Raw genomic sequence first — 24,095 nt, 5'->3', positions numbered from 1 at the left:
CGAGAAGTCTGATAGAGTTTTGACATTCTATTAGATTTCTCATCTTTAGAATATCTCTTCCATTTATCAATAGTTCTTCTCCTTCTTTTAGAAATCTATTAGTTTGAGAACTTCTGGCATACATTATATATGGGTTGAATAAATGGTTTTTTATATACAGGTTGTGATAATATCTTTCTTTTTTCATTAAAAATTTTATAAGTAAGAGGTGAGTAGTATTGAGTTTGTTAGATGAAGCAAAAAGACTTTCAATAGCTATTAAGGAAGCTGATGAATTTAGAGCTATGAAGCAGGCTAAAAACGTTATTGATGGAAATAGGGAATTAAGTTATATTATGGAAAATTACAACAGAGAGCAAATGGAATTCATGAGATCAGGTAAGTCTGGAAATAATATGGAAGCAAAAGCAGCGGAACTCAAGCAAAAATTTCAGGATCTGGCTAAAATACCTGAAGTGCAGTACTATTTAAAAGCTGCCAACTCTTTTAATGATCTAATGGTACAAGTGTACAAATATATTAATGATTTAATTGAGGAAGATCTGTAAGTGAACTCGTTCAGCTAAAGCTGAACATCGGGAGACTCTACTCCACCTGATTCAAAGCCCACTTATAGAAGTGGGAGTCTTAACCCAGTAAAGTATTTGATAGTAAGATAAAATGGAATACTCGAAGGAACTATAATCTAGTAATTGAAATACGTTTATATCAAAAATCAACCGAGTAGGAGGTAGGTAATTATTTAATCTGCCTCCTTTTTTATTTATATTAAAATTCTATTACCATTAGCTAACTAATATGAGATAATATAGAAATTATTGCGATGTGAAATGTCTATTATAGACCGATAATCTAAGGTTTCAAAACCTACCCTTGGTAATATGCTATTAACTAATATAGGTTGCAACTGATAATGTTTCTGGTGGGTATGACCATTTAGCCCATTTTTGTTGCTCTTCTACTGTTCGATTAGAAGGAGATGAAGGTAATTAAATTTTTTATAATGATACATATCATTATTTTACTTTGCAAAATTTAAAAAGTAAAGTTAATTATACAAAAAACTTAATATATTTACGTTTTTTTAAAAAATATTTACATATATAAAATTAAATTATATAATCGCATTAACTAATAAAGTGTAGAGAGGAGGTTGTATTGTGGATACTATTGATTTTAAAATTATTGATATCTTAAAAGAAAATAGCAGATCTACCACATCGGAAATAAGCAAAAAGGTAAAACTTTCTATTCCTGCAGTAGCCGAAAGAATAAGAAAAATGGAAGAAGCAGAAATAATTGAAAAATATACTGTAAAAGTTAATAGAGAAGAAATGAACTACAAGATTTTAGCATTCATTTTTATTAATATTGATAAAACCAAAAATGTTGAAAATTTTAGGGAAGCTATTGTTCAATATAATAATGTATTAGAATGTCATCATATAACTGGTGAATATGATTACTTACTAAAAGTACTTGTAGAAGATACGAAATCTTTAGAATATTTTATATCAAACATGTTAAAGAAAATAACCGGCGTATTTAAATCTAATACAATGATTTCCCTTTCCTCTTTGAAAGAAGAAATAAATATTTAAGGTGGATGTATTATGATTTTTAAAGGTTTCAAGTTTGGGATGTTATTACAATTTGCAGTTGGCCCTGTTTGTATTTTTATATTTCAAATAGCTTCATTAAGAGGGTTTGGCGTAGCAGCGACAGGAGTGTTAGGCGTTACGACCATTGACGGACTTTACATTCTTGCTGCCATTATTGGTCTTGCGTCGATCATTGATAGAAGAAATACTAAGATTGTTTTAAAGATATTTGGTTTCAGCGTATTATTTATTTTTGGAATTAGTATTATTTTAAGTGTGTTTAGTATTAATCTGTTGCCCAGTTTAAGTCTGCAGAATATTTCAAATTCAAGTAATGTGTTTTTCCGTGCAATCATACTTACTGTTTCAAATCCCTTAACAATAATATTTTGGGCAGGTGTATTTTCAGCAAAGATTGCTGAAGAAAGCATGACACGAAGAGACATTTATGCATTCGGATTTGGCGCATTATTGTCTACAATGTTTTTTTTAACACTCATTGCTTTAGCAGGAAGTTTTATTAAAACATTTTTTTCATCTTATGTAATACAAATTTTAAATTTGACTGTTGGAATTCTACTGTTATATTTCAGTATTAGAATGATTTTTAAATAGGAAGTAAATTTAGGGTTGTGATTCCAATGGGTATAAAGGGTATATATTGGTTTTGGAGTTATGAGTGTATAAATGTGACCAAGAGAAACAGGTCTTATTCATGGCGATGTGCATGCAGGTCACATTTTGATTGATAAAGATGCAAATGTAACGGGTTTGATTGATTGGACTGAAGCAAAGGTAACAGATGTATCAAATGATTTTGTGTTTTATTATAAAGTCTTTGGTGAAGAAGGACTTGAATCCCTTATTAAGGCCTATAAAGAAGCAGGGGGATACTATTGGCCTAAGATGAAGGAGCATATTATTGAATTGGTTGCTGCATATCCGGTTGCAATTGCAGAATTTGCTATTATATCTGGTCTGAAGGAATATGAACAGATGGCAAGACAAACGCTAGAAGTAAGTGGAAACTAAAATTGGTTTAAAACACCTATTGCATCTATTCAAGGTTTTGCTAAGCTTTTACAAAAAGGCAATTTACCTGATGAGGAAAGAAAAGAATAGACAGGTATTATTATAGATGAAATTGTAAAAGTCAAAATTATAGATCATGGTATTGAGATGAAGAAAGAAACCGTGGGTCGAATTAAAGTAATAATAAAATGCGATTTGCTCAAATTTAAGAGCAGTCGCTTTTTTAAATAAATTTTATAACACTTTGCAAAAATCTATGAGACGCTAAAAAAATAAAAAACGCTTAAAATCTACAAATTATAGTGCTATCTCTTAATCCCCTAACCATAGTCATAACCTTTATATTGATGAATATTACTGATGTAAATCTTGAAAGCATGTCACTGGCAGAGCTTATCATTATGACATTTTCTTATTTCCTCATAGGTGTAGCCTATGAGTTTTTTTTATGCCAAATATCGGAAAGTCGTGTGGGGAAGAATTTCATGCAGGGTTTGATGAGGGGAAGCTGAAAGGCTGCATACTGTTCAGAATGTTTACACTGTAAAGAAAGTGTACAGTTGCTTTTGAGGAGGGAAAAAAACCAGAGCTAGCTAATCAATGAGAATAATCAAAAAAATTTAATCAATATTTTGAAAATTGATTAATTTAACTGCAAACAAAATGTACACTTAGTTATTTCGATAACAAAAAAACTTCTTAAAACAGGCAATTGAAAGGAGATTATTAAAAATTATCTTAATAAACTATGCTGTAAATCTTCCTTTTGTTTGGAGAGAAATGATGGGTTCTTTAGGGTTTAGGGTAAATTGTTTCTTAATACAGGAAAACTTTTCTAGAAAATTTTTTGAAAACGTTTTGATTTTATAGAAAAGTTGGTACGGTTCTTGCGATTATAAATGGCAAGTAGGAAGTACAAAATTGATGAAGGAGGAAAATCATATGGCAGTAAAGTTTTTAACAGCTGAAGAAGCTATAAAAATGATAGACTCCAATAGCACCGTTGCAACAGGAGGATTTGTAGGAAATTGTGTTCCAGAGGAGTTAGAAGTCAAGATAGAAGAAAGATTTTTGCAAACAGGTGAACCTAGAAATTTAACGCTAGTGTATGTTGCAGGGCAAGGGGATGGCAAGGATAGGGGCGTAAATCACTTTGGTCAAGAGGGAATGTTGAAACGGGTAATTGGCGGTCATTGGGGTTTAGCACCGAAGGTTCAGAAACTGGCATTGGAAAACAAAATAGAAGGCTATACTTTTCCACAGGGAGTGATTGCCCATCTGTTTAGAGACATAGCAGCTGGCAAGCCAGGGACTTTAACCCATGTTGGATTGAAGACCTTCGTAGATCCAAGAGTGGAGGGGGGGAAACTAAATGAAAAAACAACAGAGGATCTAGTAGAGGTGATGGAGGTTCATGGAAAAGAATACCTTTTTTATAAAGGTTTCAAAATCGATTATGCCCTATTGAGGGGAACTTATGCCGATGAAAGAGGCAATGTAACAATGGAAAAGGAAGTAGGATCATTAGAGGTATTATCTATAGCACAAGCAGTGAAAAACTCTGGCGGAAAAGTAATTGTTCAGGTGGAAAAGGTTGTCAAGGCAGGTACCCTTGATCCAAGATTGGTAAAAATACCAGGAATCTACGTGGATGCCATTGTAGAGGTAGAAGATATAAAAAATCATATGCAAACCTTTGCAGAACAGTATAATCCAAGTTATACAGGGAACATTATGGTACCAGTATCCTCAGTAAAACCATTAAAACTGGATGAAAGAAAAATTATTGCTAGAAGAGCACTTACAGAATTAGTGCCCAATGCTATTGTAAATCTGGGCATAGGCATGCCAGAGGGAATTTCTATAGTAGCCAACGAAGAAGGTGTTGCAGATCAAATGATATTAACGGTAGAACCAGGACCCATAGGTGGAATACCGGTAGGTGGCTTAAGCTTTGGCGCAGCAATAAATCCTGAAGCTATTATAGATCAACCGAATCAATTTGATTTTTATGATGGCGGTGGTTTAGATGTGGCTTTTCTAGGGTTAGCGCAGTGTGATCAGGCGGGCAATATTAATGTAAGCAAATTTGGACCTAAGATTACAGGCCCTGGTGGATTCATTAATATCACACAAAACGCTAAAAAAGTAGTGTTTTGTGGCACCTTTAAAGCCAGTGGATTACAGGTTGAAGTGAAGGATGGTAAACTAAATATTCTACAAGAAGGAAAATTGGTAAAATTCTTAAGACATGTTGAACAAGTTACCTTTAGTGGAGAATACGCATCGGAAAATGGCCAAAAGGTTTTATATATCACAGAAAGAGCAGTATTCGAACTAAGTAAAGAAGGATTAGTTTTAACAGAAATTGCACCGGGGATAGATCTTGATAAGGATATATTAGCCCATATGGACTTTAAGCCAATCATTAGTAAAAACCTTAAACGTATGGATGAGAAAATATTTAAGCCTGAAAAAATGGGTGTAACGATATAATGCTTGCTATAAAAATCTAAAAGGAGGGCAATAAAGATGCTTGGAATTATTATTGGATTGGCCTTATTAATGTACTTGGCGTATAGAGGTATGTCTATCATATGGATTGCACCTATATGTGCTGCTATTGTTGCTTTAACCGGTGGATTAGATTTAATTTATGCCTATAGAGAAGCTTATATGGGAGGATTTGTAGGCTTTGCAAAAACATGGTTTCCAGTATTTATGCTAGGTGCCATCTTTGGTAAGATGATGGATGACTCTGGCGCAGCTAGATCTGTTGCTAACTTCGTTATAAGATTGATTGGAACAAAGAGGGCCATTTTAGCAGTAGTTGTGGGATGTGCTGTATTAACCTATGGTGGTGTTTCCTTATTTGTAGTTGTATTTGCTATCTATCCACTGGCTGTAGCTTTATTTAGAGAAGCCAATATTTCTAGAAAACTCATTCCAGGGGCAATTGCATTAGGTTCTTTTACCTTTACCATGACAGCAATTCCTGGAACCCCCCAAATTCAAAACTTAATTCCAATAGAATATTATGGAACAACACCCCTGGCAGCTCCCATCATGGGAACGATAGGTGCTTTGATTATGTTTGGTGTAGGGATGCTATGGTTAACTTATAGAGAAAGGCAGCTTACAGCAGCAGGAGAAGTATTTATAGAATTGAAGGAGAAGGTAGAAGATATTGATGCATCGAATTTACCGAATCCTTTGCTGTCTGCACTACCACTATTTATAGTCATTATATTTTTAAATTTTCTTGAGCTAGATATTATTATTGCATTAACAGCAGGAATTCTTTTGGCGCTGGTACTAAACTTTAAAAGGGTAAAGAGTATTGTTGAAACAATCAATGCTGGGGCATCTGGTTCAGTGCTGGCTATCATCAATACCAGTGCAGCTGTTGGTTTTGGTGCAGTAGTAAGAGCAGTGCCTGGATTTAATTCATTAACTTCTTTAGTAATGGGTATAGAGGGTAATCCCCTTATTTCTCAAGCGGTTGCGGTAAATGTATTGGCGGGAGCAACAGGATCTGCTTCAGGTGGTATGGGAATTGCTTTAGAAGCATTAGCGGATAGATTTGTGGAATTATCCCTTACAACCGGCGTGCCGTTGGAGGCCTTCCACAGAATAGCCTCCATGTCCAGCGGAGGGTTAGATACATTGCCTCATAATGGTGCAGTACTAACCTTGTTGGCGGTAACTGCTATGACCCACAAAGATTCCTACAAGGATATATTTGTAGTAGGATCTCTTATTCCTATATTATCAGTAGCGATAGGGATAATCTTAGCAGCAATAGGCATGATTTAATTAGATGAGTTTTGTTGAAATTAACTAAAAATGAGGAGGAAAAAATGATGAAATTAAAAGATAAAGTAGCCATTATTACAGGAGCAGCAAGGGGTATAGGTAGAGCAACAGCCCTTAAATTTGCAAGAGAGGGTGCTAAGGTTGTAGTATCTGATAGAGGATTACAAAATTTGGAGGAAGTTGTGGCAGCCTTAAAGGAGATCAATGCAGAAGTATTGGCTTGTGATGTTGATGTTGTAGATAGAAATCAGGTTCAAAAGATGGTGGATGAGGCAGTAGGAAAATGGGGTAAAATTGATGTGTTGGTGAACAACGCTGGTATTACAGCGGATAATCAATTGCTAAAAATGCCAGAAGAGGATTTTGATAAGGTAATTAACGTAAACCTTAAAGGTGTATATAATTGTGGACAAATCGCAGCCAAGGTCATGGCAGAAGCAGGGAGTGGGGTTATATTAAATGCATCTTCTGTTGTAGGAATATATGGTAATTTTGGTCAAACCAATTATGCTGCCACAAAGTGGGGCGTGATCGGTATGACTAAAACATGGGCAAAGGAGCTGGGTAGAAAGGGTATTCGAGTAAATGCTGTAGCTCCAGGTTTTATATTAACACCAATGACAGAAAAAATGCCTGAAAAGGTGCTGGATATGATGAGGAGTAAATCTCCTATAGGGTTGCTAGGGCTGCCGGAAGACATTGCCAATGCCTATGCCTTCTTAGCTTCTGATGAAGCCAGATTTATTACTGGCATTGTATTAAGTGTTGATGGTGGCGTAGTACTTTAAGGATAGGAGGAGAATGATGATGAAGCAAGTAGTTATCGCAAGTGCTGTGAGAACAGCTGTAGGAAGCTTTGGAGGAACATTGCAAAATATACCGGTAGCTGAGCTAGGAGCCATAGCCATTAAAGCTGCATTAGAAAGAGCCAATATAAAAGGACAGGATGTTGATGAGGTTTATATGGGCTGTATTCTTCAAGCGGGGGCAGGCCAAGGGGTTGCCCGTCAAGCTTCTGTTAAGGCGGGGATACCAGTAGAAGTTCCAGCAACAACCATTAACATGCTGTGTGGATCTGGGCTTAGAACTGTATCTCTTGCAGTTCAAACCATCATAGCGGGAGATAATGACATTGTTGTGGTGGGTGGAACAGAGAATATGAGTCAAGCACCTTATCTATTACCTAAGGCTAGATGGGGCCATAAAATGGGTGAGGGAACCCTAGTGGATTCTATGGTTTATGATGCCTTAACCGATGCCTTCAATGGATATCATATGGGTATTACAGCAGAAAATTTAGCGGATCAATATGGTATCTCAAGAGAAGAACAAGATGCATTTGCGGCAGCCAGTCAAAATAAAGCAGAAAAAGCTATTGCAGAAGGTAGATTTAAGGATGAAATTGTCCCTGTAGAAATACCTCAAAAGAAGGGGGAGCCTATTGTATTTGATACAGATGAACATCCAAAAGCTGGAGTAACTGCAGATAAGCTGAGTAAGCTAAGACCAGCCTTTAAGAAAGATGGAACCGTGACGGCAGGCAATGCATCTGGAATCAATGATGGTGCTGCTGCGTTGGTTGTAATGTCTAAGGAAAAAGCAGAGGAGCTAGGCATTCAACCTTTAGCAACCATTGTATCCTATGCTAATGCCGGGGTGGACCCTTCCATCATGGGTATAGGGCCAGTGCCAGCCACAGAAAGAGCATTAAAAAAGGCGAATCTTACCATAGAAGATATGGATTTAATCGAAGCCAACGAAGCTTTTGCAGCACAAGCCTTAGCTGTTGGCAAAGAGCTGAAATGGAATAAGGAAAAAGTAAATGTAAATGGCGGTGCTATAGCACTAGGTCATCCCGTTGGAGCCAGTGGGGCAAGAATACTTGTAACACTCTTACATGAGATGATGAAACGAGATGCTGAGCATGGCTTAGCTACATTATGTATCGGTGGAGGAATGGGCACAGCGGTTATTATAAAGAGATAAAAGCTATGAAAAGATCAATATAACATTCTTTGGTAGGAGGTGAAATTCTTTAATTTCTCCTCCTATTTCATTTGGGATAAAAAGGGTATAATAAAAAAAGGAGGTGTAGGTGTGGTGGATGCTTATAAAAGCTATTTTTCGATGGAAAATAAAGATGCATTACTAGAAATGTATAAAACCATTTTTGAACTGGTGTACAACTGGGTTGTGGTTGTTGATAAAGATGGATATGTAAGAATGATCAATGAAGGCTATTGTAAATTTTTAGAGACGACGCCAAAAGAAGCCATAGGTAAGCATGTAACGGAGGTCATAGAAAATACCAGAATGCATATTGTAGTAAAAACCGGTGAAAGAGAAATTGGAGATATACAAAAAATAAAAGGAAATAAAATGATCGCTGATCGGATTCCAATCAGAAAAGATGGAGAAATTATTGGGGGAGTAGGTACCGTATTATTTAAAGATGTTGTAGAATTAGACACCTATGTAAAAAGGGTAAATGTGTTAGAAAAAGAAGTAGATTTCTATAAAAGAGAGCTGAAAAGACTTTTAGGAAATGAGGATAGCTTCGATAGGATAATAGGGATTAGTGAAGCTATAGAAGGAGTAAAGGAACTAGCAAAACAGGTGGCAGCTACAAAGTCGAATGTTTTGCTTTTAGGAGAAAGCGGAACCGGCAAGGGGTTATTTGCTACCGCCATTCATAACGCCAGTGCTAGAAATGAATATCCTTTAATAAAGGTGAACTGTGCAGCAATACCTGAGGCATTATTGGAATCAGAATTGTTTGGCTACGAGCAGGGGGCGTTTACGGGAGCCAAAAAGGGGGGAAAGCTTGGTAAATTTGAATTAGCAAACAAAAGCACGATTTTCCTAGATGAGATAGGTGAAATGCCATTAAATATGCAGGCTAAACTGCTAAAGGCCATACAAGAGAAGGAAATTGATAGGGTAGGCGGAGAGAAGAGCCAAAAAGTAGATGTGAGAATTATAGCTGCCACCAATCAAGATCTTAAGGAAATGGTAGAAAATAAAAAATTTAGAGAAGATTTATATTATCGACTAAATGTCATTAGTATAAAAATTCCTCCTTTAAGAGAAAGGAAAGAGGATATACCCCTATTAATAAATTTTTTGATTAAAAGACTCTCAAAAGAAATGAATAAATTTGTTACAGAAATTACACCTATGGCAATGGACTGTCTAATGAATTATCATTGGCAGGGAAATATAAGAGAACTGGAAAATGTTATAGAAAGGGCCTTTAATCTAGTAGATAAAGAAGCTAGAATAGCTTTGCAACATCTTCCAAAGTCTATGACGAATCCTCATGGAAACAAGGGAAGTAGAAAAAGTAAAACGTTAAAGGCTACCCTAGAGGAAGTAGAAAAAAATTTAATACGAAGAACTTTGAAGGAAAATAAATATAATAAGTATCAAACGGCAAAAGCTTTAGGGATTAGCAGAACCAGCCTTTATGAGAAAATTCAAAAGTATAATTTGTATGCAAGATAAATTTCACCCTAGGAAGATAAAAATAGAAGATAGCACTGAAAGATTCAAAGGCAAACAATAAAGGCATCATTTGATAGACTGCCTTTTTCTTTTTTCCATAAGTAGGCTATGCTTTAAATTTAAATAGGATAATTCTTTTTTTAAGGTTTCCTTTTCAGATACATCACAACATTGGTCTATTAGCTGACGGTAATGAAAGATCTTGTTTTGCAACGCCATTTCTTCTGGAATATAACCTCCGTTTTTCAAAAGGATATAACCTGCACGGAATTCTTCGGGTATGCGGGATAAGTCTTCCAACTTTAAAGGTTTCCCTTTACCCGGCAGGTTATCTAACGCACCTTTTTCTATTGCTTCACGGATTTTGGCTTCTGCGATGGTTTCGATAATCGTATGCACTGTTTACACCAAGCTTTCTTGTGGATATTTTGTTCATCACTTACAAAGGATTAAATAAAAAGCGTATATTTTTATTATAGATTTATTAAGATAAAAATGCAATAAAGCAGTTTTGCTAAGGATTTGTGCTAATAAGGGTTTCTAATATATAATGTGTATAATACAAATCTGTTTAAAAAGAATAGCTTATCATATAAAAAAGCTATACCATCAGTAATTGAAATAACTTCATTAAGCTTGGTGGTAGCAGCGCTATTTGACTAGTAAATAAAATAAAGCATGGTTATAAAAATCGCTGAGAAGAAAGTGAGGATCTTATGAAAATAATTGACTTAACACATAATATTTCAGAAACTATGCCGGTTTATCCAGGCACAGAGGGACCTAAATTAGAAGTTGCAAATACATATGAGAAACATGGTTTTAAAGAAACCTTACTAACAATGTTTTCTCATACGGGAACACATATGGACGCACCTGCACATTTATTTGCCCATAGACCTACTTTAGATACATTTCCTGCAGAACAATTTGTAGGGAAAGCATTGGTCATTGATTGTAGTGATTTACAAGAGGGTGAAAGAATTACGATGAAGTATATTGAAGGTATAAAAGAGAAAGCAAATCAAGCAGAATTTATTTTGTTCTATACAGGTTGGGATAGCCGTTGGGGTACGAATGCCTATTTTGGAGGATATCCCTATATTACGGAGGAAGTTGCTGAATATTTAATCAATAGCAGAAAAAAGGGGGTTGGATTAGATGTGATAGGTATTGATCCTATTTCAGACGAAAACTTGACGATTCATCGAAAACTTTTTGCTGAGACGGATATAGTCATTATAGAAAATCTCACTGGTTTAGGGGAAATAGGGAATGAATTATTTACATTCTGTGCACTTCCGATAAAATACGATAACTCTGATGGAGCACCTATTCGAGCTATTGCCATTTTACAGGAATAGGTATTCCATCGCCATTTACATCACCTGCATCACCCCAAGCCGAGGAGATGATCACAGGATTCCATTGGTCTAAGCTATAATATGGGCTATACAACATGTCTTTCCCTCCAGAGGATATTTTGCAGCTTCACCGTAGGAAATATCACCTGTTAAATTGTTTTCTATATAATCAATGGCATGGCTTAGTTACTTCAGCCACTTCATAGCATCACCTTAGGTTAAAGTTTAGCACAATAAAAAATAGATAGCTTCTCTTTGGGCGTCCAGTTTTGTAAACTGTAATCACGACTTAAATCATTACATTTGTAACTACTTGGTATGAAACCTATCTGATAAGATAAAAGTAAATAATAGATAGGAGGAATTTTGTGATGATTACACATATGAAAAATATTGTTAAACGATATGGAAATCATTTAGCGCTGGATTGTGTTGATGTTGCGATAGAAGAAAGAGAAATACTGGGTTTGTTAGGTCCCAACGGTGCAGGGAAAACGACATTGATCCATGCATTAGCAGGTCTGATCAATATTGACTCCGGAGAAATTGAGGTACTTGGAAAATCCCAGAAAAATAATATGCTTGAGATCAAGAAGGAGATTGGCCTTGTCACACAGGATATTGCTGTTTTTGAAGATCTAACTGCCAAAGAGAACCTTGAGTTTTTTGGTGGAATATATGGCTTGAGAGGGAATACTTTAAAGAAGTGTGTAGAGGAAACCCTTGAATTTGTTGGTTTGAAGGAGTACGGGGGAAAACTACCCGTGAAATTTTCTGGTGGTATGAAAAGGCGTCTGAATATTGCTTGTGCCCTTATCCACAGACCTAAGTTTTTGATTATGGATGAGCCAACAGTAGGCATTGATCCCCAATCCCGCAATCATATACTTGAAACAGTGCGGAAATTAAATCAGCAAGGAACAACCATTCTTTATACTACCCACTATATGGAGGAAGTACAAGCGATTGCTTCCAGAGTCGTCATTATGGATCAGGGACATGTTATTGCTAAAGGCACCATTGAGGAATTGGTGGAGAAAATTCAACATGAAGAAAAGATTAAACTAGAAGTGGCAGAACCTACGGAGACACTTTTGGAGAAGCTTCGAAAACTTGACGGAGTGAAGCAGGTAATACAGAGTGGAAGGGAAATTCAAATTATATCCCCAGTAGGATCTGGCAATCTAGACCGCGTTCTTTCTGTTGCAAGGCAATTTGGGGGAGTACGTTCAGTTAGTACCGAAAAGCCAACGCTAGAAGATGTATTTTTAACCCTTACTGGTAAAAGATTACGGGATGGAGGGGAGGAATAAAGATGATTCTAAGATCTAGTTATTTTATGTTGAGAAGAATGTCTAGAGGATATCTTGCGTTAATAATATTATTGTTTCTTCCTTTGGCTTTAATTACAGTGCTGGGAATGGTAGCAGGGGATGTAGTGGATCCTCAGCTTAACATACCTGTTATGGATGGCATTGCGGTAACCATGATTCTTGCTTTTCAACTTTATGGTGGGTTTTACACAATGGAATTTATCAGGTATGATTTGATGTCATCAACAAAATGGCGGATGTATGCTCTGCCCTACCAAGTGCACCAGCACGCTTTTTCAATCATTTTGTCCTGTACACTATTCAGTGCATTTCAAGGCCTGGTGATGGTGTTGTTTACCCAATGGGTATATGGTGTTCATTGGGGAAATATAGGACTTGTATTCCTGGTATTGTTAGCTATCTCCATTCTTTCTCAGCTTGTATTTTTAAACTTAGTATTGGGAGTGAAGCATTATAAAACTGCGGAAGGGTTGGGAACAGTGTATGGTATCACATCAATAGCATTAGCAGGGGTATGGTTTCCTATGCCTGAAAGCGGCATTTTAAACTTTTTGTCCACCTACGCCAGTCCTCTTGCATTGGGACAAAATGCAGTTTATGCATTGATCATAGGAGAAAATGTGGATCAGGTAATTCTAAGCATTGGAATTTTACTTGCAGCCTCGGGAGCAATGGCAGTTATAGCAGTACTTCTTGGAAGGAGGAAGCTGGCATGACCATATTTTACTTTGTATTTAAACGTTTTTTTCGCAAATTTTCTGATGTTCTATTTTTATGTCTACTACCAATAGCTTCTGTTTTTTTACCTGCGGGAGAATGGCTTCCCATCCCTTTGGGGTTTCAATATTATGGTATCATACTATTGTTTGTTGCTGCTAAGTTAGCAAGTATTCTTATGGAGGATCGTACCAATAAGACATTGCTGCGAATTGGCGTGTCACCCATCACTCACTTTCAATATTTATGGCAAAATTTATTAGCCTATTCATTGATCCTGATGGGGTTAAACCTAGTGTTTATCATAGCTGGAGTAATCCTACATGGAGAAGCACTGATTTCCCCTATCTTATTGTTTATCATCTATGCCTTCTTTTCCATGACTGCCATTGGTTTTTCCTTGGCTTGGTATGCTTTATTCCGTAGTAAAGAGGCAGCCTTTAGTGTTTTGACTGGTGTTATTGTGCTGATGTCTATGTTGGGGGGAATCATGTGGCCTGTTGAAATTATGCCAATACCTTTACAGCGTGGGGCTTTGTTGTTGCCCACTTATTGGTTTGCTGAAGGCATAGTGCTTATTTCATTTGGCGCTTCAATTCTTGAGTTAGTACTTCCCTTGGTCATGATGTTTATGTTTAGCATAGTATTTTTACTATTGGGAAGTAGAAGAAAGATAGCATGATGAAGGGAAAATACTGTTTATTAAAAAGGTGTGTTTGAGCATGATCAGTAAGCAGGAAATATATACTGCTAAAGTCGGCATAATTCTTGGACGAGTTTTTGGATTATCTCTACTGAGTTTGTTGTGGCTAGGAAGCGACGGCACTGAGGTAGGGGTAGTCCTTCTGCTGTTTTTACTAATTATGGCATTGACCCGTTGGCGCTTTGATTTGCCAGGGTGGACGGTAATTATTGACCAAGCGGCATGTTTTATTATAATGCCATATTGGCCTCAAGCATTCTTTGGACTGGTTTTACCCATCTTTGAGGCTATGATTAAGGGACAAGCGTGGTTGGCTTTACCAGGATTTGCTTGGGTGATTGTTTATGAATATATATCCATACCACTCTTTGGGGCCTTTATGCAAGCTGTCTTTGTTGGGTGGCTCATTCGTGGTTGGGCAACAGAAACCAATGTATATCGTCAAGAAGCTGATCGTGAACGCCGTGAACGCTATGCATTAGAAAGTTTTAAGGGAGAGCTGCTATTGGCCAATATACAAGCCGCTCGTATGGCGGAGTTATCTGAACGGAATCGGATTGCCCAAGAATTGCATGATGATGTAGGACATGAATTAACTGCCGCTGTATTGGCACTACAGGCTTTTGAACACTTATGGAAGGAAGATAATCCATCGGCTCAAGAGATGTTTTCCCAAGCACAGCAAAGACTCTCCAATAGTGCCCTTCACTTAAGAGAGACAGTACACAATATGAAACCAGTGAAGGCCATGGGAATTGATGCGTTACAAGAAATCTGTAAGGGATTTACAGCCTGTCCTATCAATTTTCAAGTTTATGGTGACACATCAAAGGTGTCGGTTTATTTATGGAGCATTCTTCAACCTTGTTTAAAAGAAGCTTTAACAAATGTCATACGCCATGCCGAAGCGACTATGGTAGAAGTCTGTTTAGATGTCAATCCTCATATTGTGAGATTGTCTATATATAACGACGGAACTGTCGCCAATAGTCGGGACACTGGAATAGGCCTTAGAAATCTTCGACAGCGGGTTAAGGCAGTGGGAGGCAGTATATCGATTGATACAGCTGATGGATTTCGACTTATTTGTGTACTTCCTATGGAGAAAAATACTACTAATGTATTTGAGTGGTAAATTTGTAGGAAAGGAGGACTGATTATATGAAAATCTTGATTGCAGATGATGATCCATTGGTATGTCAAAGTCTTCAGGTACTTCTTTCTCGTGAGAAGGATATGGAGGTGATAGCTACAGCTCATAATGGTGCTGAAGCCATTGCTTCATGCCAGAGTACATTGCCAGATGTAGTATTAATGGATATACAAATGCCTGTTATGAATGGTATACAGGCGACGCGACAAATTAAGCAGGATTGGCCGGAAGTTCGTGTGATGATGTTAACCACTTTTCAGGATGAACAAAATATTCGCCTGGCCATTTCAGCAGGTGCAGAAGGGTACTTGATTAAGTCAATAGAGGTTTCTAGTATGGCGCAGCAGTTGCGTACGCTTTTTTCTGGCAGTACTGTACTGGATGCGGATGTACTAAGACGATTGACACAACCCGAAAAAGATGAGCTTAAGAAATTGACCCCAAGGGAAAAAGATATTGTAGAATTAGTAGCTCAAGGACTTTCCAATCGTGAAATAGCTGAAGAACTATTTATTAGTGAGGGAACAGTGCGGAACAATGTGTCAGTTATATTGGAAAAGCTACAGATAAGAGATCGAACACAGTTGGCGATTTATTATTGGAGAAAATCATAGTGGCGTGTGAGAGGCAATTGTTGTGTCTGCTGTAGTGATGAGCTTGTAGCAAAGCAAAAAAAGATGAAGCAAAGAGGGGATAAAAGTATTACAGCAAAACCCCTATTGGAACAAAGTAGCGGCTGAGAAAGAATTAAAAATACGAAGTAGTAAAAATTTTAATTCTACATAAAATAGATGAAATGGCAATGAAATTCATTAAGGAGGTACAAGGATATGGGCCATAAAGTTACTGATAAAGTTACATGGGTGGGAAAAATTGATTGGGAGCTAAAGCGGTTTCATGGCAACGAATATTCTACCCATAGAGGTTCATCATATAACGCTTACTTGATAAAGGATGAAAAAAATGTATTAGTAGATACTGTGTGGCAGCCTTTTGGTAAAGCGTTTATAGAAAACTTAAAGAAAGAAATTCACTTAGAAAACATAGATTATATTGTCACAAATCATGCTGAAGTAGATCACAGTGGCGGTTTAGAAGAATTGATGAGAGAAATCCCTGAGACGCCAATTTATTGTACAAAAAATGGTGTTAAGTCATTAAAGGGGCATTATCATAAATCGTGGAATTTTGTTGAAGTAAAAACTGGAGACACTTTGGATATAGGAAAAAACAAATTAATCTTCATAGAAGCAAGAATGTTGCACTGGCCTGACAGCATGTTTACATATATGACAGGAGAAAACATACTTTTTAGCAATGATGCTTTTGGTCAGCACTATGCATCTGAATTTTTGTTTAATGATTATGTTGATAGTGCCGAATTGCATCAAGAGGCAATAAAATATTATGCAAATATACTTACGCCATTTAGCACCTTAGTAATGAAAAAAATCGAAGAAGTAACAAATTTTAATCTACCTATTGCTATGATTTGTCCGAGCCATGGGGTGATATGGAGAGAAAATCCACTTGAGATTGTAAATAAATATCTTGAATGGGCAAGGGACTATCAAGAAAACCAAATCACGATAGTTTATGATACGATGTGGGATGGGACAAGAAGAATGGCGGAAGCAATAGCAGAAGGCATTCAATTTGCTGATGACAAAGTTGCCGTCAAATTGTATAATGTCTCTAAAACTGATAAAAATGATGTTATTACAGAAATCTTTAAATCTAAGGCATTCTTAGTAGGCTCTCCAACCATTAATAAAGGCATTTTATTTTCAGCAGCGGGAATTCTTGAAATGATTAAAGGACTAGGATTTAGGAATAAAAAGGCAAGTGCCTTTGGATGCCATGGTTGGAGTGGAGAAAATATTAAAATCATTACAGAGGAAATAGATAAAGCAAAGATTACTTTAGTTGATGATGGGATAAAGGAAATGTGGAATCCAGATACAGAAGCATTACAAAGATGTCGCCAGTATGGTAAAGAATTTGTTGAAAAATTATAGAAAAATAGCTAATCTGTAATAAAATGTAAAAATTTATTTTGTTGTTTTATTATTTTAGCTGTGATATAATTTTATTAGATAATTCGAACTATTTCTATTTAATTAAATATTAGACCAGATGATGGCAACGGGAGATATCAAGTGAATCCATGTATTGATCATTCATTTTGATAGCCGAAGGAGCAATATGAAGACTGCCGAAACTTCATAGAAACTCTCAGGCAAAAGTATCGTTGTTGGATGGACCTCTGAAAAGTCCTATAAATAGGCGCCGAAGGAGAAAGTTGTATTCAATATAGCGATACTCTCAGGTAAACAAACAGAGAATGCGAGGCTTTTATTAGCTTTGCATTCTTTTTTTTATAAATAAAAAGAATGCAAAGCAGAAAGAAAACCAATATTATAATGACAGCCTTAAAAAAATGGAAAATATAAGGAGGAACTTATGGAGACTTTAAAAAGAACAGTACTTTTTCATGAACATTTAAGATTAAAGGCGAATATGGTGGACTTTGGTGGATGGGAAATGCCTGTTAATTATCCAGCAGGTATTAGTGAGGAGCATCTTTATACACGACAAAAAGCAGGGATTTTTGATATTTCCCACATGGCAAGATTTGTGATCACTGGAAAAGAAGCAGTGAAGTTTTTACAGCATGTTTTAACCAGCAATGTTCTAGCGCTAGATTTGAATCAGGCTCAATATACTATAATCCCTAATGAAAATGGTGGTGCTCTGGACGATGCTTATCTGTACCGCTTTTATGAGGATCAATATTTGTTGGTGGTGAATGCGGCCAATGCTGAGAAGGATTGGGCACATTTGACAGAAGTTATCAAAACCTTTGATGCCCAAATCACCAATCAATCTGATGCACTTGCAATGATTGCTATACAAGGACCTGATTCAAAAAATATTTTGGCAGAGCTTTCAGGAGATGCTTATTTGACGGAACCTGTTAAAAATGCTCTTAATATTGTTGCGTTAGATGGTAAAGAAGTACGCATTGCTAAAACAGGCTATACAGGAGAACCTATAGGTTTCGAACTGTTTGTCAAATCTGAGGAGGCTGTTGCCATTTGGAACCTTTTAATAGAAAAGGGTGCGGCACCTGCTGGTCTTGGAGCAAGGGATACCTTAAGGATGGAAGCTGGTTATCCACTTTATGGTCATGAACTAGGTTTAGATATTGATGGTAAGGAAATTCCTATTTATTCTGTACCATTAGCTAAATTTGCTGTTAGTTTTTCTGAAGCAAAAGGAGACTACATTGGTAAAAAAGCACTACTAAAACAGTTTGAGGTCCTACAGAGAATAATAAAAAGAGATTTCTCAGATATTTCTGATTTGCCAAGGATGATCAAGCCTATTGCCTTGATCGGTAAGGGAATTGCGAGAAACGGGTGTAAAGTATACAAAGATGGGGTAGAGGTAGGATATGTAACCAGCGGTACGATGGCACCTTACTTTAAGACAGAGGGTCAGGGGTTAGACACCATCATAAAAGAGGAAAAAGGCATGAGATCCATCGGCCTTGCTCTTGTCAACAGCGATGTTTTAGTAAACGATGAGGTGGAGGTTGAGATCCGTGGAAAGAAAGCAAAAGCGGCGATAACTCCTTATCATTTGAGAGGGGATGCACCACCTTTTGCAAGGCCTATTCTTCACGGTTTTGAAGAAATATATAAAGTTGATACTCCATCAGACTATAAAACAAAAGCATTGAACTTGATCGAGAAAAGTTTGGAAAATCACATGTGGCGACAGGAGGAATGTATTAATTTGATACCTTCCGAGCAATCCCACTCCAGTGCTGTAAGACTGCTATCTATTATGGACCCTTCCTTCAGATATGCTGAACATAAGAAAATAAAATCTTTCTATGACTATGATGTTTTCTATTATCAGGGTACAAAATTTATCGATGAAGTAGAACATCTGCTGGTGGAGGAATTGAAAAAATACTTTAATTGTACAGAAGTTGAGACAAGGGTGATCAGTGGTCAAATGGCCAATACAGCGGTTTTTAGTGCTTTAATGGATTACAAAAATAGAGTGAATCGAAAGAGGGAGGCAAGCCGATTAGGTTATGTTTTAAACAACCATATTATCAAAGGTGGCCATCTAAGTGCACAGCCTATGGGTGCTTTGCATGACTATATTGCCATTGACCCTGTTACTGAAAAATCTGCTGTAGTGAATTTCCCGGTATTAAAGGATAATAATTTTAAGATTGATGTTGAAGAAACAAAGAAAGTTATTGATAAATTTAAGCCGGAGCTAATCATCTTTGGCAAAAGCATGGTGTTGCATAAAGAGCCAGTAAAGGAAATTAGAGAATTTGTTGATGAACAAAAAATTAATACAACGATTATGTACGATATGGCTCATGTTCTTGGATTAGCGGGGGACTACTTCCAGAATCCCTTTGCTGAGGGAGCTGAAATTGTCACCGGTTCTACCCATAAGACGTTTTTTGGTACCCAAAGAGGAATTATTGCTGGAAATTATCAAAAAGAAGACTTTAAATACGAGTTTTGGGAAACCATTGAAAGAAGAGCTTTCCCTGGAAGTGTCAGCAATCATCATTTGGGAACCATGCTGGGACTTTTGATGGCGGCTTACGAGATGAATTATTTCAAGGATGCGTATCAAAAAAATATTATTGAAAATGCAAAACATTTTGCAAAAGCCTTGAAGGAAGCCGGTTTAGAGGTAGTAGGAGACCCTGCGATATCTTATACTGAGACCCATCAGGTGATGGTCAATGTAGGTTACGGTACAGGCCCTGAGGTAGCCAACAGATTAGAAGACAACAATATTATTGTAAACTATCAGGCAACGCCAGAGGAAGAAGGCTTTACTGCATCAGGAGCCTTACGTATTGGAGTTTCTGAGATGGTGAGATTTGGTTTCGATAAGAAGGAATTTGAACAGTTAGCGGAAATTATAGCTGATGTTGTTTTAAGAAATAAAAATGTTAGGGAAGATGTAAAAAAACTAAGAAGTAATTTCACCAGCATGAAGTATTGCTTTACAGATGAGGAGATCGTTGAGGGCTTGAATAAACTAGCTAAAGGTATTCATCTGTAAATACAATTTACTAACATCTATTTCTATAGCCCCCTTTTCTAGGGGGCATATTTTATCTTGATTTTGTTTTTAGTGTAGGTGGGATTTTTAAATCGGGTAGAGTAGATTCTCCACCTGATTCCCCCGATGTTTCAGCTTGCTGGAACGAGTTCACGGAAGTTTTGTTAGAATATATCTTCATAGTGTATTATTAAGCATCTAGAGTTTTGGCTTATATGGAAGTATGATAGGTCATAGTGTTATCATAGATGTATGATATAATATATATGTGTAAACAAGTATGGAAGGCAATAGCTTTTATGAGATTGCCTATATTTTGCTTAATTTGTTAGAAAAAAATATGTCTAATACATGGACATAAATATTAAATAGAAAATAGGATAAAGCGTGTGACTATTTTACCTATGCATGTATATAGCAAGGAGGAATCTATTATATGGAAAAACGTATGTTAGGAAATACAGGGATAGAGGTGTCAGAATTATGCTTTGGGGTGCTGCCAGCAGGCCCATTGCAGAAAAACCTTCCCCCAGAAGAGTCAGCAGAGATGATAGCCTATGCTATTAAAAGTGGAATTAATTTTTTAGATACAGCCCAAATGTATAAGACTTATTCCCATATAAAGCTAGCCTTAGATAAAGTAAGCACTCGTCCTGTTATAGCTTCAAAATCCACAGCGCTTACATATGAAGAAATGGAAGAAGCTATACTAGAGTCTTTAGAAGCCATGGGTTTGGAGGATATTGACATTTTTCATCTCCATGCAGCGAAGGCAGAGGCTGATGTATTTGAGGTGCGTAAGGGGGCTTTACAGTGTTTACTTGATTATAAAGCTAAGGGAATTATAAAGGCCATAGGTATATCAACCCATAATGTCAAAGTAGTAGAGGCCGCTGCTGTTAGAAGGGAAATTGATGTAGTTTTTCCAATTATAAATAAAGCCGGCCGTGGTATTATAGGTGGATCAGTGGAAGAAATGCGAAAAGCCATAGCGTTATGTACTCAGAATGGTAAAGGAATATATCTTATGAAGGTTTTAGGTGGGGGGACACTCATAGATGAATACAGCAGTAGTGTGGATTTTAGTAGGTCTATAGAGGGTGTAGCTTCTATTTCTATAGGAATGGTAAGTAAGGAAGAGGTTTTGTATAATGTAAAATATTTCAATGGAGAAAGAGATTTGGAAGGAATTATTAGCATAAAAAGCAAGAAAAATCCTAGGATTCCTCAGCACATGTGCGCTAGCTGCGGCAAATGCATAGAAGCCTGTCATAGTGATGCCATTTATTTTAATGAATCAGAAAAGGCCTGCATAGATTTGTCTAAATGTGTTCAGTGTGGGTACTGTGCAGTTGCCTGTCCGCATTTTTGTATAAGGATTGTCTAGTATAAACTATCGTTTAAGCAAGAGTCAGTTGGGATGATAAGCATCATCTTGACTGGCTCTTTAAAGTTTAAGTTAAACAGTTGTGTTGTTTAAACGAGAAGCAGATGAATCGTAGTTTTACCACATTCTAAAACTTTCCAACTAAGGAGTAACACCAAGGGTCCTAATTCTGACATTAGGATTGATATGGATAATTGCCTTTGAAAATTGATGATTCCAGTTTTCGGCATCAAAATATTCAGGGTGATTGGCCTTGACATATTTGCCATAGCCAATATTATCATTCTTTAATTCATTTTGCAAAATCTCTAAAACGTTTTTTAAATCATTTTTGATTTCTCTAGCAAGCTGAGTTTCAAGCTCTTCTATTTTATTATTCTCCAGCATGTTATGTTTTGGGGTATGTTCTGCTAGCACACTATTAATAAAAATATCTTGAAAAATATGGAGCTCTCCATCTATAATTTTTGTCTTGATTTTACTTTTTCCTCCTTTGAGGTTAAGAGAAACAAATCCCCCCATAAGTTCAAAGGTATAAATTCCTCGCTGTATTTCTCCCTTTAGCAGCATAAAACTTCTGCTATTTCTTCCCCGAAGACGTTCAATGAGTTTATCCCCTTGAAATAAAGCAACACAGCCCACGTTCAATTCATTATCATCGGCACCATAACAAATGAAAGGCATAGAGGGTTCAATACCATCACTATAATATTCATGACTAAAACTTCTCAAGGTGCTAATAGGTACTACAGTAGATTGATGATTTTGTTCAATAGCGTCGAATATAAAGGTGCTGACAAAGAGAGAGACTGGAGGTTCCATAGCAAGTAAATCTACAGCTTTATCAATAAAGACAGCAAATCTGGTGGTTCCTCGGTAAAGTGGTTCTCTCAACATGGCATCAACATGCACCATGATCCCTTCTTTTGCCACCTTTTCACTAAAGATAACGACTCTAATATTATCATAAGAGATTTGACGGTACACCTTTTGTTGAAAATTACTCTTGGCCTTGCCCAAAGAGGGGGCCTCTGTAGAAACTTCATGTTTATTTTCAGGGGCTTCAGGAATAATGGTAGGGAAGCCAATTGTAAAAAAATACTGCTCTGGATTCTCCTGACTGATGTCAATGCCTAATCCATAGACAATTAACAGATTCTCTAAATTTGTAGAATCCCAGCAGCCTATTAAAGGAAAAACAAGTAGTATAATAGCCAGTAACTTAGCTATTTTTCTCATAAGGCTCTCCTCCCTCTAATAAAATACATAAAGAATAAAGTCAATGGAAGTACAAAACCAAAAAAAAGATTAAAATTTGCAACCTGTTCTCCGATCTCCACCACTTCTGCTGTGTTTTGAGGATAGAGGGATAAGAGATAGATGATAGGAGCAAAAATATAGGTAAAGAAGTTCGTTTTCTTTGTGGAAAAAATACTTTGTAACACAATACAACCAGCTAAATACTGTATCCCAATAGTAGCTAAGACGGTAAATGTCCAGAAAATCGCAAAAAATATTTCCGTCCTTTCAACAACAGGAAAATCAACCGCCGTTAAATAATTAATAGATGGATACAGGACTTGAGCAATTTCCTGAGGGCCATATAGAGCGATTTGGGATAGAACAGTAGCAGTATAAAGTACCGTAATGCTCAAGGTGGCCATAACAGCATATTTCATAATAGGCCTTTGCTTGTCGGAGATATAAGGATAATAAATTAAAAGAACTTCATAGCCGGCAAAAGCAAAAAAAGAAGGCAAGATACCCTTTAAAATATTACTGATGCCAGAACCGCCAATGGGTCTTAAGTTAATCAAAGAAGCCTGTGGAAGACCGATAAAAATCAATAGAGCAAAGGGAAGTAGTAAAAATACTAGGACTTCCGCAAATCTAGCTAGTGTAGTTAATCCGTTTCTAGTCATGTAGACGGCTGTAATGAGAATAATAAAATTTATGATATAGATGGGGGTATTAGGCAAAAGCCAAGTATAAACCATCTCGGACAAAAAACGGATAACAACAGCAGTAACCAGAAAAGCATAGATACTATAACCAATAGCAATGAAATATCCTAAAGGTTTACCTAATAAGCAACAGGTATATTGAAGAAAATTATACTTAGGAAATTTGCTGATGGTATACACAATGATCATCATGATAAAACTGATGAAGAAACCATTAAGCAACACAGAAATCCAAGCATCCTGTTGAGAGACTTCAGCTACTGATCTAGCAAGCCCCAGAATACCAGACCCTACAATGATATTAAGGATTATCACAAAAGACTGTATGGCGGATATCTCTCCATTTTTATATTTTTGGTACACTTTTTATACAACTCCTTTTATTCTTCTGTGTATTGCTAAGACTTC

The 24,095-nt window shown here is 36.6% G+C and carries 20 protein-coding genes, 1 pseudogene and 2 riboswitches; of the genes and pseudogenes, 18 read left to right on the top strand and 3 right to left on the bottom strand.

From position 1 onward, the window contains the following. Positions 1-218: 218 nt before the first annotated feature. The 9 genes and pseudogenes from BJL90_RS20685 to BJL90_RS20645 all read left to right on the top strand — a co-directional run bounded on the left by BJL90_RS20685 (position 219) and on the right by BJL90_RS20645 (position 9,953). Positions 219-548 carry a YlbF/YmcA family competence regulator gene (locus BJL90_RS20685; protein ID WP_070972649.1) on the top strand — a complete coding sequence of 110 codons (330 nt, stop codon included), beginning with the start codon at positions 219-221 and terminating at the stop codon, positions 546-548. A 612-nt stretch (positions 549-1,160) separates the two neighbouring features. Next, entirely contained in the window at positions 1,161-1,601 is a 441-nt protein-coding gene (locus BJL90_RS20680) for an Lrp/AsnC family transcriptional regulator (protein ID WP_070972647.1), read from the top strand. A gap of 12 nt (positions 1,602-1,613) precedes the next feature. Further along, the gene (locus BJL90_RS20675; RefSeq protein WP_070972645.1) at positions 1,614-2,216 is read left to right on the top strand and encodes a LysE family translocator; all 603 of its coding nucleotides are present in this window, start codon (positions 1,614-1,616) and stop codon (positions 2,214-2,216) included. 78 nt (positions 2,217-2,294) lie between these two features. Continuing rightward, positions 2,295-2,633 (top strand): annotated as a pseudogene (locus BJL90_RS20670) (phosphotransferase); the annotation flags it as partial. Between the two features lie 942 nt (positions 2,634-3,575). Next, positions 3,576-5,129 carry an acyl CoA:acetate/3-ketoacid CoA transferase gene (locus BJL90_RS20665; protein WP_070972643.1) on the top strand — a complete coding sequence of 518 codons (1,554 nt, stop codon included), beginning with the start codon at positions 3,576-3,578 and terminating at the stop codon, positions 5,127-5,129. 36 nt (positions 5,130-5,165) lie between these two features. Further along, positions 5,166-6,449 (top strand): GntP family permease, encoded by a 1,284-nt coding sequence (locus tag BJL90_RS20660; RefSeq protein WP_070972641.1) that lies wholly within the window; start codon positions 5,166-5,168, stop codon positions 6,447-6,449. 44 nt (positions 6,450-6,493) lie between these two features. Continuing rightward, positions 6,494-7,237, top strand: a complete 744-nt coding sequence (fabG, locus tag BJL90_RS20655; RefSeq protein ID WP_205684256.1) for a 3-oxoacyl-[acyl-carrier-protein] reductase — start codon at positions 6,494-6,496, stop codon at positions 7,235-7,237. A gap of 19 nt (positions 7,238-7,256) precedes the next feature. Continuing rightward, positions 7,257-8,435 carry an acetyl-CoA C-acetyltransferase gene (locus tag BJL90_RS20650; protein WP_070973469.1) on the top strand — a complete coding sequence of 393 codons (1,179 nt, stop codon included), beginning with the start codon at positions 7,257-7,259 and terminating at the stop codon, positions 8,433-8,435. Between the two features lie 114 nt (positions 8,436-8,549). Then, positions 8,550-9,953 carry a sigma-54 interaction domain-containing protein gene (locus BJL90_RS20645; RefSeq protein WP_236904978.1) on the top strand — a complete coding sequence of 468 codons (1,404 nt, stop codon included), beginning with the start codon at positions 8,550-8,552 and terminating at the stop codon, positions 9,951-9,953. A gap of 66 nt (positions 9,954-10,019) precedes the next feature. On the opposite strand, the gene BJL90_RS20640 is transcribed toward BJL90_RS20645, so the two are convergent. Beyond that, positions 10,020-10,352 (bottom strand): DnaJ family domain-containing protein, encoded by a 333-nt coding sequence (locus BJL90_RS20640; protein WP_205684255.1) that lies wholly within the window; start codon positions 10,350-10,352, stop codon positions 10,020-10,022. Between the two features lie 317 nt (positions 10,353-10,669). Here BJL90_RS20640 and BJL90_RS20635 point away from each other — a divergent pair, with 317 nt between their 5' ends. The 9 genes from BJL90_RS20635 to BJL90_RS20595 all read left to right on the top strand — a co-directional run bounded on the left by BJL90_RS20635 (position 10,670) and on the right by BJL90_RS20595 (position 21,723). Next, a complete protein-coding gene (locus tag BJL90_RS20635) occupies positions 10,670-11,317 on the top strand; it encodes a cyclase family protein (RefSeq protein ID WP_070972637.1) in 648 nt (215 codons plus the stop codon). A gap of 371 nt (positions 11,318-11,688) precedes the next feature. Continuing rightward, entirely contained in the window at positions 11,689-12,630 is a 942-nt protein-coding gene (locus BJL90_RS20630; RefSeq protein WP_205684328.1) for an ABC transporter ATP-binding protein, read from the top strand. Positions 12,631-12,632: 2 nt separating this feature from the next. Then, positions 12,633-13,367 carry an ABC transporter permease gene (locus BJL90_RS20625; RefSeq protein WP_070972634.1) on the top strand — a complete coding sequence of 245 codons (735 nt, stop codon included), beginning with the start codon at positions 12,633-12,635 and terminating at the stop codon, positions 13,365-13,367. Next, complete coding sequence (locus BJL90_RS20620; RefSeq protein WP_070972632.1) at positions 13,364-14,050, top strand: ABC transporter permease; 687 nt, start codon at positions 13,364-13,366, stop codon at positions 14,048-14,050. The genes BJL90_RS20625 and BJL90_RS20620 overlap by 4 nt, the downstream gene beginning before the upstream one ends. Before the next feature lie 40 nt (positions 14,051-14,090). After that, on the top strand, positions 14,091-15,206 hold the full coding sequence (locus BJL90_RS20615; protein ID WP_070972631.1) for a sensor histidine kinase: 1,116 nt from the start codon (positions 14,091-14,093) through the stop codon (positions 15,204-15,206). 26 nt (positions 15,207-15,232) lie between these two features. Further along, positions 15,233-15,838: a response regulator transcription factor gene (locus BJL90_RS20610; RefSeq protein WP_070972629.1), complete on the top strand. Its 606-nt coding sequence runs from the start codon at positions 15,233-15,235 to the stop codon at positions 15,836-15,838. 216 nt (positions 15,839-16,054) lie between these two features. After that, on the top strand, positions 16,055-17,242 hold the full coding sequence (locus BJL90_RS20605; protein WP_070972628.1) for an anaerobic nitric oxide reductase flavorubredoxin: 1,188 nt from the start codon (positions 16,055-16,057) through the stop codon (positions 17,240-17,242). Positions 17,243-17,360: 118 nt separating this feature from the next. Continuing rightward, a riboswitch (glycine riboswitch) is annotated at positions 17,361-17,485 on the top strand. Between the two features lie 3 nt (positions 17,486-17,488). Continuing rightward, positions 17,489-17,567: riboswitch (glycine riboswitch) on the top strand. Positions 17,568-17,687: 120 nt separating this feature from the next. Then, positions 17,688-20,336 (top strand): glycine cleavage system aminomethyltransferase GcvT, encoded by a 2,649-nt coding sequence (gene gcvT / locus BJL90_RS20600; RefSeq protein ID WP_070972626.1) that lies wholly within the window; start codon positions 17,688-17,690, stop codon positions 20,334-20,336. 436 nt (positions 20,337-20,772) lie between these two features. Beyond that, positions 20,773-21,723: an aldo/keto reductase gene (locus tag BJL90_RS20595; protein WP_070972624.1), complete on the top strand. Its 951-nt coding sequence runs from the start codon at positions 20,773-20,775 to the stop codon at positions 21,721-21,723. A gap of 141 nt (positions 21,724-21,864) precedes the next feature. On the opposite strand, the gene BJL90_RS20590 is transcribed toward BJL90_RS20595, so the two are convergent. Beyond that, positions 21,865-22,962 (bottom strand): Ger(x)C family spore germination protein, encoded by a 1,098-nt coding sequence (locus BJL90_RS20590; RefSeq protein ID WP_070972622.1) that lies wholly within the window; start codon positions 22,960-22,962, stop codon positions 21,865-21,867. Then, positions 22,959-24,050, bottom strand: coding sequence for a GerAB/ArcD/ProY family transporter (locus BJL90_RS20585; protein WP_070972620.1), 1,092 nt, complete (start codon positions 24,048-24,050; stop codon positions 22,959-22,961). The genes BJL90_RS20590 and BJL90_RS20585 overlap by 4 nt, the downstream gene beginning before the upstream one ends. Positions 24,051-24,095: the final 45 nt, after the last annotated feature.

Origin of the sequence: Clostridium formicaceticum, assembly GCF_001854185.1 — a bacterium.
In the GTDB taxonomy this organism is placed as follows: Bacteria; Bacillota; Clostridia; order Peptostreptococcales; family Natronincolaceae; genus Andreesenella; species Andreesenella formicacetica.
This window is presented reverse-complemented; position numbering and strand designations above follow the sequence as displayed.